Here is a 15,256-nt window from a genome sequence, read left to right as displayed (position 1 = left end):
CGTAGCATCCCGATCATGGATGCAGTGATCGACGTCGCCGGCCTGGAGAAGCGATTCGGCCGCGTACGTGCTCTCGATGGCCTCGACCTCGCGGTGACGCAAGGCGAGATCCACGGCTTCCTCGGCCCCAACGGCGCGGGCAAGTCGACAACGATCCGGGTGCTGCTGGGCCTCGCACGGGCCGACGGTGGCCGCGCAGCGGTCTTCGACGGCGACCCGTGGAAAGACGCCGTCGACCTCCATCGGCGGCTCGCCTACGTCCCGGGCGACGTGAGCCTGTGGCCGAATCTGTCCGGCGGTGAGGCGATCGACCTGCTGTCGCGGCTGCGCGGTGGTTCAGCCGACCGGACCGCCTACGCAGCCCGCAAGAAGCGCCTGCTCGACGTCTTCCAGCTCGACCCGACCAAGAAGGGCCGCGCGTATTCGAAGGGCAACCGGCAGAAGGTCGCGCTGGTCGCCGCCTTCGCGACGCCCGCCGAGCTGTACATCCTCGACGAGCCGACCAGTGGCCTCGACCCGCTCATGGAGGCCGTGTTCGACGCCGAGATCCAGCGCGTCGCGGCCGAGGGTGCGACGGTGCTGCTGTCGAGCCACATCCTGTCGGAGGTGGAGCAGCTCTGCGACCGCGTCAGCATCATCCGCGCCGGCCGGACGGTCGAGACCGGGACGCTCGACGAACTGAGACATCTGACGCGGACCGAGGTGGCCTTCAGCGCCGAGGGCGTCGGGCAGGATGCACTCGCCGAGCTGCCCGCGCACGACCTGCGGGTGCAGAACGGCCGGGTGCGGTTCACGGCCGACAGCGATGCTCTGCCGTCCCTCCTCGCCGCCTTGTCGCGCTTGCAGGTTCGAGGCCTGACCGTGGCGCCGCCGTCGCTCGAGGAACTGTTCCTGCGTCACTACGGCGACGACCTGTCGGCCTCCGAACACGTCGAGGCGACGCGATGAGCACCACGACCGCCGGCGTGAGGCCGCCGTCGACCCACGAGGCCGTCCCCGGGGCGCACACGGGTTCGACACTGCGCACGCTCCTCCGCCAGCGGCTTCGGCGCGACCGTTGGCAACTGCTGATCTGGCTGCTCTGCATTCCGATCCTGGCTGCGTTCTCCGCGGCGAGCATCGATCAGACCTACGGTTCGGCAGCCGGGCGCGCCCAGCTCATCCGGCTCGCGATCGCCGACCCGACCATCCTGGTGCTGCGTGGACTCCCGCAGGGGACGACCCTCGCGGCGGTCACCTTCTTCGAGATCTTCACCTTCCTGGCGCTGCTCGCCGGGCTGATGAACACCTTCCTCGCGGTCCGCCATACGCGTGCGGAAGAGGAGTCGGGGCGGGCCGAGCTGATCGGGGCGACGCCGGCCGGCCGGCTTCTGCCGACGACGGCGACCGTCTTCTACGCGACGCTCGTGAACGTGGTGCTGGCCGTTGTCACCGCGCTCGGCTTCGCCTCCGCCGGTCTGCCGCTGTACGGCTCGTTCGTCGCCGGGGCCGCCACGGGCGGCGCCGGGCTGGCGTTCTTCGGGGTCGGCCTCCTGCTCGCGCAGGTGCTGAGCACGTCCCGCGCGGCGAACGGCTTCGCGTCCGCCGTCGTCGTGCTGGCGTACGTGCTGCGGGGGATCGGGGATGCGACGGGCACGCCGTTCGGCGACGGCACGCACGTCCGCTCCGGCTGGCCGACCTGGCTGAGCCCGATCGGCTGGGGGGAGCAGTTCGCTCCCTATACCGCGAATGACTGGCGGCCGCTGCTGCTTCCGGTGGGGTTGGCGGTCGTTCTCGTCCTGGCCGTCTTCGCACTCCAGGCCGTCCGCGATTCCGGAGCGGGGCTCATCCCCGAACGGCCCGGCCGGGCCGCGGCCGCGGCGAGCCTCTCCGGCACGTTCGGTCTCGCCTGGCGGCTGCAGTGGCCGACCGTGCTCGGCTGGACCATCGGGGGAGCACTGGGCGGCCTGCTGGCCGGCGCGCTGGCCAGCGTGGTGAACGACTCGATCGCGAACGATCCGAGCCTCGCCGGCATCCGTCAGTCCATCGCCCGAATCGGAGCGGGAGGGTCGGGTCCGCTCCTGCAGCTCTTCATTTCGGCGATCTTCTCGATCGTGGGCGTCCTCGCCGCCGCGAGTGCGGTGCAGGCGGTGATCCGCCTACGCCAGGAGGAGGCCGCGGGGACGGCGGAACTGACCATGTCCACGCCGGTGACGCGCGTCCGCTGGCTCTTCTCCTTCGTCGCGATCGGCGTCGTCTCCGTCGTCGCCGTGCTCCTCGCGGCGGCCATCGCGTCGGGCCTCTCCGCGGTCGCCGCCGGCGAGGACGCATCCGCCATCGGAACGTCCTTCGCCGCGGCCGTGGCTCAGCTCCCGGTGGCGCTCGTGTACCTCGGCGTCCTGACCCTGCTGTTCGTCCTGGTGCCCGGCGCGACCATCCCGATCGGCTGGGCGGCGCTCGGGCTCGGGGTCTTCGTCGGCATCTTCGGCGGACTGCTGCGCATCCCGGAGGGCGTGCGCCACCTGTCGCCCTTCGCCGACGCCCCGGTCGTCGTCGGCACGGTCGACTGGACCGGTGGATACTGGATGCTCGGCATCACCGTCGCCGCCCTCCTGGGTGCTGCGGCCCTGATCCGCCGCCGGGATTTTGCAATCGGATAGACGGGACGGTGCCCATGGCCAGAGACGAGGCGACACTCGCCGAGGTGATGGAGCACTCCGCTGCCGTCTTGACGGCGGCGGGCTTCCCGAAGATGGCGGCGCGGGTGCTGATGGCGCTCACGGTGACCGAGTCCGCCGGGCTGACCGCCGCCGAGCTCGCGGAGCGGCTGGAGGTGAGCCCCGCCGCCATCTCGGGTGCCGTGCGCTATCTGCAGACGCTGGGCATCATCCGGCGCCTGTCGCAGACCGGGAGCCGGCGCGACCGCTACGAGATCCCCAGCGACTGGTACGCCCTGATGGTGCGCAACAGCCCGATCTACGGCGTCCTGGCCGACCAGGCCGAGACGGGACTCGCCGCGGTCGGCGACCCGGCCTCACCCGCCACGGAGCGCTTGCGCGACATGGCCGGGTTCTACCGTTTCGTGCAGGGCCGGCTGCCGGAGCTCATCGCCGAGTGGGAGCAGGTTCGGAGTGCCCGCAACGCGTGAGCGCCCGCAACGCGTGAGCGGCGCGATGCCCGGCTGCCGACTCAGAACACGTACTCCAGCAGGTCCAGCCCGACGGCGCGCATCCCCTCGATGACGCTGAGCCGCTCGGGCAGGTTCGTGTCGTCGAAGTAGGTGGACACCGCGTAGGTGACCCCGGCGCGCGGGCCGCGGAGTACGCCGACTTCGCTGCGAACGCCGTCGTCGGTCCCGGTCTTGTTGACCAGCAGGATGCCGTGCTCGGGATGACGGTGCGAGTGCGGGTCGAGGCCGAAGGCACTCGAGACGAGCGAGAAGTCGCTGTTCAGCGACAGCCAGGAGATGACCCGCTGGCTGGTGGCCGGGTTCACGATCTCGCCGCGGGCCAGCGCCGAGAACAGCCAGGTGAGTTCGTTCGCGCTTCCGACGGACAGCTGCGGCGCGTCGTCGGGACCGCGGTGGTCGCGCACCAGATCGAGCAGAGCGGTCCGGGTGAGACCCAGCGACTCGGTGCGGGCGCTCACGGCTTCCAAGCCCACGCGGCGGAGGAGCACGTTCGTCGCAAGGTTGTCGCTGGTCGCACCGACGAGGGCGGCGAGGTCCGCAACGGGGAGCGACGGAACGTGCAGGTGCTGCCAGATGCCCGACTCCCCGGCGGTGTCGCGCGGGTCGCGGTCGAGGTGGGCGAGCGGGCTGAGCTGGCCCGACTGGAGCCGTGCGGCGACCTCGACGAGCAGCAGCACCTTGCCGATGCTGGCCGTCGGCATGACGATGTGGTCGTCCACGGAGAACAGGACGGCGCCGGTGGAGAGGTCCGTCGCACGCGCGGAGACCTGCACGCCGGAGACCGCGAGCCGTCCGAGGGCGTCGAAGCCGCGGCTGAACGACTCGCTCGATCCAGGGGCGCGGTGCCTCCCGCGCCGGGCGTTCGCCTGCCGTGCCCGGCGGGCGGACTCTTGAGCCTGGATCGTCACTGTGTCGCTGGGTCTTTCTTCCGAGTGCGGTGTACCGGAACTGCGGCGACCGTCGCCGGTCCCGCCATCGCCTCCGCGGGGGTGCTCGCGGCGACGACACCGACGATGTTACCCCGTGTCCGGGGGTCACGGAGTGGCGTCATCGGCGGGCACCGCGGGCCGGCCGGCGTGTCACCAGATGGTGACGCGCTCGTCCGGTGCCAGCCAGAGGCGGTCGCCCTCGGCCACCTCGAACGTCTCGTAGAACGCGTCGATGTTGCGGACGATCTGGTTGCAGCGGAACTCGTTCGGCGAGTGCGGGTCGATCGCGAGCAGGCGGATGACCTCCGCATCCCGGCCCTTCTGCTGCCACGCCTGCGCCCACGACAGGAAGAAGCGCTCGGCGCCGGTGAGGCCGTCGACCACCGGGGGCTCCTGGCCGTCGAGCGACAGCAGGTACGCCTTCCAGGCGATGCCCAGGCCGCCCAGGTCGCCGATATTCTCGCCGATCGTGAGCGCGCCGTTGACGTGGTGGTCCGGCACCTGCGCCGGCGCGAGGGCGTTGTACTGCTCGATCAGGCTGGCGGTGCGCTCCTCGAAGGCCGCACGATCCGCTTCGGTCCACCAGTCCTCGAGGCGGCCGTCTCCGTCGAACTTGGAGCCCTGGTCGTCGAACCCGTGGCCGATCTCGTGGCCGATGACCGCGCCGATGGCGCCGTAGTTGGCGGCAGCATCCCGGTTCGGGTCGAAGAACGGGAACTGCAGGATGGCGGCAGGGAAGACGATCTCGTTGAAGCCGGGGTTGTAGTAGGCGTTGATCGTCTGCGGAGTCATGAACCACTCGTCGCGGTCGATCGGCGAACCGATCTTGCCGAGCTCTCGGTTGAACTCGAACAGGGCGGCCGCGCGCACGTTCCCGATCAGGTCGGTCGGGTCGATCACGAGGCTCGAGTAGTCGCGCCACTTGACCGGGTAGCCGATCTTCGGAGTGAACTTCTCGAGCTTGTCGAGAGCGCGCTTGCGGGTCTCCTCGCCCATCCATTCGAGCTTCCCGATGCTCTGCCGGTAGGCCTCGATGAGGTTGCCGACCAGCTCATCCATCTGCTGCTTCGCCGCCGGCGGGAAGTGCTTCTCGACGTAGATGCGGCCGACGGCCTCACCCATGGAGCCCTCGACGAGGGAGACGCCGCGCTTCCAGCGGACGCGCATCTGCGGCGTGCCGGTCAGCGTGCGTCCGTAGAAGTCGAAGTTCGCCTCGACGAAGTCGCCGGAGAGGTAGGGGGCCGCGCCGTGGATGACCTGCCAGGCCAGCCAGTCCTGCCACGACTCGAGGCGGTCCTCGGTGAGCAGCTCTGCGAGGCCGGCGGTGAACGACGGCTGCCGCAGCACGACCTCGGCCAGCGTGCCCTCCGGAGCGCCGAGCGCCTGCGCCCACACGTCCAGGTCCGCGGCCTGCCCCGCGGGTGCGCCGCCCTCGAACACGGCCTTCGCCTCCGCCCAGGAGCGCAGGTTGTAGGTCTTCTCGGAGTCGCGCGACGCGACGTTGTCCCAGTGCTTCGACGCGATCGCGGTCTCGAGGTCGAACACCCGCTGGGCCCGCTGGGGAGCGTCGTCGAATCCGGCGAGCTCGAACATCCGCTGGATGTGGTCGACGAACGCCTCGCGCACCGGTGCGAAGCTCTCCTCGCGGAAGTACGACTCGTCGGGCAGCGAGATACCGGACTGCTCCAGGAAGACCAGGTAGCGCTCCGGGTCGCCCGGGTCGTTGTCGACGAACAGCTGGTAGAAGCCGCCCAGGCCGCGGCGCTCCAGCTTGCCGATCGTCTCCAGCAGGCTCGGGATGCTGTCCACGCCCGACGCGAAGGTCAGCTCGTCGCGGATCGCCTCGACGCCGAGCGCGTCGATGCGCTCCTCGTCCATGAAGCTCGTGAAGAGGTCGCCGAACTTGCGCTCCTCGGTGCCCTCGTCGGCGTTCTGCGCCTGCTCCACGATGTCGCGGACCGCTGCCTCCGACTGCTCCGCCAGGATCATGAACGAGCCCCAGCGTGCCTTGTCGGCGGGGATCTCGGTGCGGTCGAGCCACCTCCCGTTCACATGCCGGAAGAGGTCGTCCTGGGGACGGGTGGCCGGGTCGAGTTCGTCGGTGTGGATGCCGGAGTCGAGCGTCATGCGCCCAGCCTACGGTCAGGCCGTCGCGCGGGCCAGCGACGACAGGCGGGAGTAGGAGAGCGTGAACAGGGCGGCGAGCGCGAGCTCCGCGATGATCGACACCGTGCCGGAGAGGCTGCCCCAGCCGGCGAACGAGAAGCCGATGTTGACCACCGCGACGAGCCCGTAGACGGCGGCGAGCACGCCGCTGAGCAGCGGCCGGTTCGTCATGCGCCACCAGGGCCGGGCTGCACGCACGGACTCGCCGGGCCCGCGGAACAGCCGGCTCGCGAGGTACCAGCCGAGTGCCTGCAGGATCGTGAGGATGATGGAGCCGGCCTCGGCGTGGAAGGCGTCGAGCAGGAGGGCGAGCACAGCGCTGACGAGGACGAGCACGGCGATCACGACGGCCTTCTCGCGGAAGCTGATGAAGCGCATGGTGGTTCCCCCTGGTGTTTCCGCATCCAGGATGTCAGGCGGTCCGGCGGCGCGTCGAAGGCTCGCCGCGAGGGCCGCTCAGCGGCCGCTTAGGAAGGCGTCCTCCGCGTCGTAGTCGAACCACCGGTCGGTGCGGGCGCGCTCCACGAGGCCGGGGAAGACCGCCTCCCAGCCTTCCTCCCGCCGCTCGGCGGCCCGCACCTCGCGCACCGCCCAGTCGATGGTGGAGGCCACCGCCTCCGCGTAGCTCACGGGCTGCCGGTAGCCGAGTTCGACGGTCGCGGCGGCCATGCTGAGGAGCAGGGGATGCGCGACCGTCCAGGGGGTACTCCCCACCGCGTCCACCGGGGGACCGGGGAACGTGACGATCTCGGCCTCGTGGCCGAGCGTGTCGAACACGGTCTGCGCGATCTCGGCCACGCTCAGGTCGTCCGTGTCGACCGCGTTCAGGATGCGCCGGCCGGGATGCTCGGCGCACAATGCCACGAGTTCTGCGATGTTCACCGTCGATGATGTGCTGAAGCGATTGGTCCCGCCGTCGGAGAGCACGATCCGGCGTCGTCCGTCGAGTGCGCGTTTGATGAAGAACCACTCGCGGAGGGCCGGACTGAACGGCCCCTGGATGGCGCCGGGCCGCAGGATGCTCACCGGCAGGTCGTCCACGGCGAGCAGCCGTCGTTCGAGTTCCGCCTTGAGCGGCGAGTACGTCCGCTCGCGGTTGTCGACGGTGGGGTCGGTCTCGCGCAGGGGGACCGGGTAGTCGGGGAAGTCGTCCGGCCCGGTGACGACGTCGAGGTAGCCCCCGTTCGCGCCTACGTAGACGGATCCGGTCGAGATGACCACGAGCGAACCGACGTCGCCCGTCAGCTGCGCCAACTGATCGGCATGGCGGGGTTCGTACGCGACGGTGTCGAGCACCAGGTCATGCCCGCGTGCCCGGTCGAGAAGGGACTCGGTGTCGTCGCGATCCAGCCGGATGCTGGTCACCTCCAGCTCGGCGAGTTCGGTATCGCCGTGATGGCCGCCTCGGTGGGCGAGGAGCACCGACCAGCCGTCGAGCGCGAGGCGCCGGGCGACCGCCGAGCCGATCTGGCCCGTGCCGCCGATGATCATGGCCGTGCGCGTCGTGTCGGTCATGCGGTCGGCTCCCTCATGCCGTCACCGTATCCCAGCGTCACGGTCGGGCGGGATGGCGTCGCGGCGGCTACCGGATGAGCGTGCGCGCGAGTGCGACGTACTCGCGCGCGTTCGCGTCCGGCAGGTAGGCCTTGCCGATGGCGTTCCCGATCGCGGGCAGCGCCACCTGGTCGGGGTAGGCCATGTAGATGGTCTCGTACGTCGGGTTGAACTTGCTCTTGAACGTGAAGAGCGACGCGAATCCGTACGCGGGCTCCAGCGTCCGGGCCAGGAAGCCGAGCAGCCGGTCCATCGTCGTCTGTTCGTCCTCCGGCTCACCCTCCGTCGCGGGCTTCTGCGCGAGCGGGGCGCCGGAGAGGCTCAGGACTTCGACGCCGTCCTCGCGCATGTGCTGCGCGGCGGACGCGATGATGAACTCCATGATGCCGGGCATGGATCCGTCCGCCCGGCGCATGAAGTCGATCGTGTACCCCACGACGCGTCCGTCGCGCCAGCTGGGCAGCCAGCTGGTGACAGCCTGAAGCGTGCCGTCCGGCGCGAACGCCAGGTAGAGCCGCACATCCGGGTCCTTGAGCTCGTCGATGCCGCCGAGGGTGAAGCCCATCTCGGGCAGCTCCTTCTCCGAGACCCACTGCTCGCTCACGGCGGTGATCTGCGTCTGGATGAGCGGCGAGAGGTCCTCCCACCGCGTCCAGAGGGTGGTGAGCTGCGCCTTGATTCCGCGGTTGTGGGCCTGCCGCACCTTCTGCCACGGCTTGCCCACCAGGTCGAAGGTCTGCGGGTGCATCAGCGTCTCCTCGCCGACCGACATCGTGGGCCAGCCGAGAGCCTCGAACACCGGCAGGTACTGGCCGTGGATGCTGTAGAACACCGGGACCCAGCTGTTGGCGTCGCAGAACTGGACGAACTCGGCGATGGTGCGTTCGGCACGCTCCGGGCGGCACACCGGGTCGGACAGCGTGATGCGATCCCGCCGATCACCCGGTACGCGACGGCGGACTCGCCGTCCGCGCTGAACCAGTACACGTTGCCCGGCCAGGTGCCCATGAAGCCGAGGGTGCCCCCGCCGCCCTGCCGCAGCAGCGCGCGGAAATGCTCCTCGTCCGCCAGCGTCCGTCCGGTGAAGGTCGCGCGGTACAGCTGCAGCGTCGCGAAGACGAACACCGTCCAGAACACCGGCCCGACCCAGTGGTAGAGGATCACGACGATCGGGGTCGTCGGAACGATCGGTGTGCCGAGCGCCGAGAGGAAGCCGGCCGGGACGAAGCGACGCAGCGTCGAGGCGAACACGTCGGCGACCGTGGCGTCGGGGACGAACTCGGTGAGCGACGAGAGCGCCGCCACCAGGTAGGCCAGCGCGAGCAGCCCGAAGGCGCACACCACGATGATGGCGAAGCGCGCGACCGCCGCCCGCGGCGACCGGATCTGGAACTGACGGCGTGTGGCGATCAGGAGCGCGATGGAGGCGATCGGCACGAGCAGCGCGGCGAACAGCCACAGCAGCACCTCCAGCGCGGGGGCCACATCCGTGACGCTCTGCACCTCGAGGGCGATGTCGCCGCCCTGCGCGGTGAAGGGCAGGAGGAGCATCGCCGCGTTCACGATGATGCCGAGCAGCAGCGCGAACCGACGGCCCCGACGCAGGCCGATCGCGGTGAGCAGCAGGAGCGCGAGCGGGAGCACCGACAGCAGCAACGGGCCGAAGCCCTGCACTGCCACCATCATGAGCTCGCTGCGGCAGTTGCTCGAGTAGGAGACGTCGCACCGGGACATCACGGCGGCGACGTCGACCTCCGGCCGCTCGAACAGCGAGGCCACGAACGACAGAGGGCCGAACCCGCCGGGAGGCAGCAGCGCGAGCAGAGGACCGAACGCGGTGATGGCGATGACCGCCGCGACGAGGTTCCGGGTCTCGGCGTGCGAGCTGCGGTGGAGCCGGCGCAGGCGGCCGCGGCGCAGCAGCACGCCCAGCGCGAGGCCGAGCAGTGCGGCGATCAGACGGTAGACGTTGTTCTGGTCGCCGTTGTACAGAACGAAGACGAGGACGATCGCGAACGTGAGCAGCCGGATGCGGCGACGCCACAGGGTGCTGGCGAACGCGCTCGCCGTGATGAGCGTCCCGATGATGCCGACGGTCGGGTCGAGGGTGAAGTCGAATTCCGTCACGGTCGCCCAGAGTTCGCCGACACTCACCGCCGCCCACTGCAGGACGACGCCCAGCGCGATCCCGAGGACCCCGGTCACCAGGAAGGCGAGCACGGTGCGTGCGGTGCCGAGCAGGCGCTCCGCCGCCGCCATGACGGTCAGGGCGAGCACGACGGCGATGACCACCTGGATGGGGTCCTCCGGCACGAAGAGCGCCGTGACGGGGGTCCACCAGAAGCCGGCACGGATCGTCGTCGTCACGCCCGCCGCCCACACCAGCGAGTCGCCGCCCGCAGAGGCCGCGCTCCACAGCGTCCCCGTGACGATCGACGACACCAAAATGATGACCGCCAGGGCGATGCTGGCCGGGGCGATGCGGGCGTAGCGGCCGAGCGCGCGGCCGAAGCCCTCGCCGCGGCGTCGCCCGGGGCCGGCCGGTGCCGGTTCGGGCACAGGCGCCGAGGTGCTGCTCGCGGTGTCTGCGGTGCTCATGCGGGCCTCCGTCACGGTGGGCTCAGTCCGAGGACAGGGTAGAGGATGTCGAAGTCCTTGGTCAGGCCGCCGTCCAGCGCGTCCACCACGTGACCGGCGCCCGGTACGACGGAGAACGTCGTCTGCATGCCCGCGGCCTGCGCCGCGGCGGCGTCGCGCTGCACTCCGGGGACGAACGTCGGGTCGTTCCCGCCGACCGTGAAGACGGCGGTCATGGCGGAGTAGCGGCCGGGATTCGCGGCGAGGATGGACGTTGGCTTCGCGCGCTCGAACGCTGCGGCGTCGCCTCCGAAGACCTGGTCGATGGTCTGCTGCTGGATCTCCACCCCCGGGTACTCGTCACCCGAGACGACCAGGAGACTGCCGAAGCGGTCCGGGTACTGGGCCGCGTATTTGAACGCGCACGCGCCGCCGTTCGAGTAGCCGCCGATCGTCCAGTACTTCGGGTCCTGAAGAACGTTCAGGTGCGAGCGGATCCACGCAGGCACCTCGTCCGTGATGTACGTTTCGGCCGTGCCGAAGGTCCGGGAGTCGGCGCAGGCGGGGTCGCCCTGCGTTCCGATCTGGTCGGCGACAACCGCGATGGGCGCCAAGCCCTCATGCGCCGCGGCGAAGGTGTCGAGCACCCCGCCGATGTAGCTCGGATCCGGGTTGCCGGGGTACCCCATCATGAACAGCACCACGGGCAGCGGCGGCGGGTTCTTCACGAGCGCCGCCGGCGGCAGGTAGATCCCGGCGGGACGTGCGGCGAACCCGGCCGACGGGATGACCTGGCTGCCCTGCTGCCCCTTCGCCGGCAGGTCGGCGGGCGGCTTCCACGTCTCGTAGAGCGGCCCCGCCGGGTCTGCGGTGCTGGTGTGCTGACCGATGCGGATGCTGCCCGCATCCGTGTAGCCGAAGAGGGAGCCCAGGGTCGGGTCGAGCCCGTAGTAGGCGTTGATGCCCAGGCCACCGGTGATGGCGAACAGCAGGATGCCGACCGCGGCGACGAGTTTCCGCCACCACCGCGACCGCCACAGGTTGACGACGGCCAGCCCGATCGCGGCGAACATCCCCATGGCCCAGAACGCGACCTCGCTCGGCAGCGGCGACCCGAAGGCATCCACGGCGTTGAGGAGGGCGTACACGCCGACCGCGACGACCGCCCCGCCGAGGATCCCGAGCAGCGCCGTGATCACCCACCGCGTGGTCGGGCGCCGGAGAAGGAGGTACAGCACGGCGGCGCCGCTCAGTACGAGGAAGGTCGGGAGGACAGGCCCGTCGACGATGCGGATGCTGAGCGGATCCACGCCGACCTGCCTCCCCCCGGTGGTCCGGTGCTCCGGTCAGATCTCCCGGAGACGCTCGGCGAGGTACCGGTCGAGGCCCTCGAGCGGGATGCGCTCCTGCTGCATCGAGTCGCGGTCCCGGACCGTCACGGCGTCGTCCTCGAGCGAGTCGAAGTCGACCGTCACCGCGAGCGGGGTGCCGATCTCGTCCTGGCGACGGTAGCGGCGGCCGATCGCGCCCGAGTCGTCGAAGTCGACGTTGCGGCGCTTGCGGAGGCGGTCGGCGAGGCCGCGGGCCAGCGGCGACAGCGCCTCGTTGCGCGAGAGCGGGAGCACCGCGACTTTCACCGGCGCCAGGCGCGGGTCGAGGTGCAGCACGGTGCGCTTGTCGGTGCCGCCCTTGGCGTTCGGCACCTGCTCCTCGTCGTACGCGTCGACCAGGAACGCCATCAGCGCGCGGGTCAGGCCGAACGACGGCTCGATCACGAACGGCACGTAACGCTCGTTCTTGTTCTGGTCGAAGTAGCTCAGGTCTTTACCCGAGTGCTCGATGTGGGTCTTGAGGTCGAAGTCGGTGCGGTTGGCGACACCCATCAGCTCGCCCCACTCGCTGCCGACGAAGTCGAACTTGTACTCGATGTCGATGGTGCGCTTCGAGTAGTGGGCCAGCGAGTCCTTCGGGTGCTCGAACCGGCGGATGTTCTCCGGCTTGATGCCGAGCTCCGTGAACCAGTTCCAGGCGAGGTCGATCCAGGTGTCGAACCACTCCTCGTCGGTGCCGGGCTCGACGAAGTACTCGATCTCCATCTGCTCGAACTCACGCGTGCGGAAGATGAAGTTCCCCGGCGTGATCTCGTTGCGGAACGCCTTGCCGATCTGGCCGATGCCGAACGGAGGCTTCTTGCGCGAGGTCTGCAGCACCGAGGCGAAGTCGGTGAAGATGCCCTGGGCGGTCTCCGGCCGCATGTAGTGCAGGCCGGACTCGTCGTCCACGACCCCGAGGTAGGTCTTCATGAGGCCCGAGAACTGCCGGATCGGCGTCCACTGGCCCACCTTGTCCGGGTGGTCCGGGTCCGGGATGTCGTCGAGTCCGTTCTCCGGCGCGTGGCCGTGCTCGGCCTCGTACGCCTCGAAGAGGTGGTCGGCGCGGTAGCGCTTGTGGGTGATGAGCGACTCGGTGAGCGGGTCGCTGAACACCTGGACGTGGCCGGACGCCTCCCACACCGCCGTCGGCAGGATGATCGCCGAGTCGAGGCCGACCATGTCGCCGCGACCGCGCACGAACGAGTTCCACCACTCGCGCTTGATGTTCTCCTTCAGCTCCACGCCGAGGGGACCGTAATCCCACGCAGATCGGGTGCCGCCGTAGATCTCGCCGGAGGGGAAGACGAATCCGCGGTGCTGAGCCAGCGTGATGACGGAATCCAGTCTCGACGGTGCGGCCATGGTGCTCCCTGTGCGGTACGGGTGTGTGGGGACCCGTCCATCCTACTGAGGAAGCGACTGCCGTCGCGGCGGCCGTCAGCGCCCGGCGCGGAACTCCTGCTCGAGGATGGCGTACACCGCGGTGTCCGACCACTCGCCCTTGAAGATCTCCGTCTCGCGCAGCAGCGCTTCCTGACGCATCCCGAGGTTCTCGCAGAGGCGCGCGGAGGTGTCGTTGCGGGCGTCGAGCTGGGCGAAGACCCGGTGTGCGCCGAGGGATTCGAAGCACAGCTCGAGCACGCGGTCGGCAGCTTCCGTGGCGTAGCCGCGGCCGTGCACCGCCGGGTGGAAGACCCAGCCCATCTCGAACTTGCCCCAGGTCGCGTTCTTCAGGAAGAGGCTGATGTGGCCGATCACCCGGCTGGGTCCGCCCTCCGCGTCGAACAGCTCGACCGCGTAGACGATGCCGTCGCCGTTCTCGGCCAGGCGGTTCATCGCGATGCGCTTGCGCAGGTGCTCGGCCGACTCGTCGTGGTCGTGCACCTCCCAGTACAGGTAGCGGACGACGTCCTTCAGCTTCTCGTAGGAGTGCGCGTCCTCGAGGTCGCCCGTGTTCAGCGGACGCAGGAGAAGACGTTCGGTCCGCAGCTGCTCAGCGGCGTAGGGGAGGCTGGTCGCGCCGTGCGGCGGGATGGTGCTGGTCGTGGTGGCTTCGTCGCTCACGTCGATCCTTACGCTGGTCGGGCTGTCGGGTCAGGATGCCGCGGACTCGTCGTCCACAGCGGAGAGTCGGGGGCGGACGCTCAGCGGGTCCACCTCGATGCCGAACACGGCGGCGGCGCCGTCGATGAACGCCTGCGCGTCGCCGTCGCGGGCGAGTTCCCGCGCACGGACGGACGGCGTGTGGAGCAGGACGCCGGCGAGGTGACGCAGCGCCCTCTCGGTCTCCCCGTCGTCGTCGCCGCGACGGCGCGCCCGCTCGATCTCGGCGTCGAGGACGCCGAAGACGTGCGTGCGGAGAGCGACGAGGGCGGGAGTGACCTCCTGCTCGGCGGTCCGGGCGCGGTACTCGGCGGCGGCGGCGTCCACGATGTTCCGGGCGTCGTCGGCCGCCTGCAGCTCCTCCAGCGGAGCGTGGATGCTGATGGTCTCGAGGTCGAGGAGCTCGACGCCGGAGAGCTCGGCCACCGCCGGGTCGACGTTGCGCGGCAGTCCGAGGTCGATCACGAGCCGACGCTCGACGGCTCCCGGCCGCGCGGTCGCCTCGGCGACGATCGGGCGGGTGAGGATGTAGTCGGTCACGGCCGAGCAGGTGACGACGAGGTCGCTCTCGGCGATCGCGTCCAGAAGACCGTCGGCGGGGACGGGCGCGATGTCGTGCGAGAGCGCGAACTTGGGGGCGCGCCCGGAGGGCGAGTACACGCGCACGTCCGTCACCCCGCGGTCGCGGAGCGCGGCGAGGCTGGCGCCCGCATACTTGCCGGTGCCCACCAGCAGCACCTGGGTCTGCCCCCAGTCGCTGATGCGGCTCTCGGCCAGATCGAGCGACAGGCGGACGAGCGAGCGCCCCGCCGTCATGATGCCGGTGCGATTCTTGACGCCGCGGGAGGTGCGGGACGCGATCTGGAACAGGCGCTCGAGCTCGCTGGTGACCGAACCGGCACCGCGGGCGGACTCCAGTGCCCGGCGCACCTGGCCGGCGATCTCGCCCTCTCCGACGACGACGGATTCGAGTCCGCTGGTCACGGCGAAGAGGTGCTCGGCGACCGCGTGGTCGCTGTACACCGAGCTCGCGTCGCGCAGGGTGTCGGCGTCGATCCCGGAGGCGGCGCTCACCGCATCCAGCACGGCCTCGGCCGAGACCGCGCGTGCGGCCGGCAGCGGCTCGTCGATGTCGAGGTACGCCTCGAAGCGGTTGCAGGTCGCGAGGACCACCGAGCCGGAGACGATGTCGCTGTGCTCCGAGAGTGCGGCTGTGATGGCCGGAGCGTGACGCTCGAGCCGTTCCAGGAGGTCGAAGTCCGCCGTACGGTGACTCGACGAGAAGCACAGAAGCACGGAGGAAAGCCTACGCTCGCGTCGGACCAACCTCGAATCGGCGCCCAGCTTCCCATCAGGCCCAGGTTCCGCCCAGTTGCCGCCCTGGC

The 15,256-nt window shown here is 70.2% G+C and carries 12 protein-coding genes; 3 read left to right on the top strand and 9 right to left on the bottom strand.

Features of this window, described 5'->3' with window-relative positions; genetic code table 11:
* The first annotated feature begins 15 nt into the window (after positions 1-15).
* The 3 genes from QRN40_RS06275 to QRN40_RS06265 are packed head-to-tail and all read left to right on the top strand — an operon-like array spanning position 16 to position 3,127.
* A complete protein-coding gene (locus tag QRN40_RS06275) occupies positions 16-948 on the top strand; it encodes an ABC transporter ATP-binding protein (protein WP_285114671.1) in 933 nt (310 codons plus the stop codon).
* Entirely contained in the window at positions 945-2,639 is a 1,695-nt protein-coding gene (locus QRN40_RS06270) for an ABC transporter permease (protein ID WP_285114670.1), read from the top strand. Before QRN40_RS06275 ends, QRN40_RS06270 begins: the two co-directional genes overlap by 4 nt.
* A 14-nt stretch (positions 2,640-2,653) precedes the next feature.
* A complete protein-coding gene (locus QRN40_RS06265; protein ID WP_285114669.1) occupies positions 2,654-3,127 on the top strand; it encodes a GbsR/MarR family transcriptional regulator in 474 nt (157 codons plus the stop codon).
* A gap of 41 nt (positions 3,128-3,168) precedes the next feature.
* Here the strand turns inward: QRN40_RS06265 and QRN40_RS06260 are convergent, their stop codons facing one another.
* The 9 genes from QRN40_RS06260 to QRN40_RS06220 all read right to left on the bottom strand — a co-directional run bounded on the left by QRN40_RS06260 (position 3,169) and on the right by QRN40_RS06220 (position 15,167).
* Positions 3,169-4,077 (bottom strand): serine hydrolase, encoded by a 909-nt coding sequence (locus QRN40_RS06260; protein ID WP_285114667.1) that lies wholly within the window; start codon positions 4,075-4,077, stop codon positions 3,169-3,171.
* A 171-nt stretch (positions 4,078-4,248) separates the two neighbouring features.
* Positions 4,249-6,225 (bottom strand): M13 family metallopeptidase, encoded by a 1,977-nt coding sequence (locus QRN40_RS06255; protein WP_285114666.1) that lies wholly within the window; start codon positions 6,223-6,225, stop codon positions 4,249-4,251.
* A 15-nt stretch (positions 6,226-6,240) separates the two neighbouring features.
* Positions 6,241-6,642: a hypothetical protein gene (locus tag QRN40_RS06250; RefSeq protein WP_285114665.1), complete on the bottom strand. Its 402-nt coding sequence runs from the start codon at positions 6,640-6,642 to the stop codon at positions 6,241-6,243.
* 78 nt (positions 6,643-6,720) lie between these two features.
* Entirely contained in the window at positions 6,721-7,779 is a 1,059-nt protein-coding gene (locus QRN40_RS06245) for an NAD-dependent epimerase/dehydratase family protein (RefSeq protein WP_285114664.1), read from the bottom strand.
* Positions 7,780-7,846: 67 nt separating this feature from the next.
* Complete coding sequence (locus QRN40_RS06240) at positions 7,847-8,725, bottom strand: bifunctional lysylphosphatidylglycerol flippase/synthetase MprF (protein WP_285114663.1); 879 nt, start codon at positions 8,723-8,725, stop codon at positions 7,847-7,849.
* 1,702 nt (positions 8,726-10,427) lie between these two features.
* Entirely contained in the window at positions 10,428-11,705 is a 1,278-nt protein-coding gene (locus QRN40_RS06235; protein WP_285114662.1) for an alpha/beta hydrolase, read from the bottom strand.
* A 36-nt stretch (positions 11,706-11,741) separates the two neighbouring features.
* Positions 11,742-13,130, bottom strand: a complete 1,389-nt coding sequence (locus QRN40_RS06230) for a glycine--tRNA ligase (RefSeq protein WP_285114661.1) — start codon at positions 13,128-13,130, stop codon at positions 11,742-11,744.
* 75 nt (positions 13,131-13,205) lie between these two features.
* A complete protein-coding gene (locus tag QRN40_RS06225) occupies positions 13,206-13,832 on the bottom strand; it encodes a GNAT family N-acetyltransferase (RefSeq protein ID WP_285114660.1) in 627 nt (208 codons plus the stop codon).
* A gap of 30 nt (positions 13,833-13,862) precedes the next feature.
* The gene (locus QRN40_RS06220; RefSeq protein WP_285114658.1) at positions 13,863-15,167 is read right to left on the bottom strand and encodes a glutamyl-tRNA reductase; all 1,305 of its coding nucleotides are present in this window, start codon (positions 15,165-15,167) and stop codon (positions 13,863-13,865) included.
* Between the last annotated feature and the right edge of the window lie 89 nt (positions 15,168-15,256).

This window comes from Leifsonia sp. fls2-241-R2A-40a (assembly GCF_030209575.1).
In the GTDB taxonomy this organism is placed as follows: Bacteria; Actinomycetota; Actinomycetes; order Actinomycetales; family Microbacteriaceae; genus Leifsonia.
This window is presented reverse-complemented; position numbering and strand designations above follow the sequence as displayed.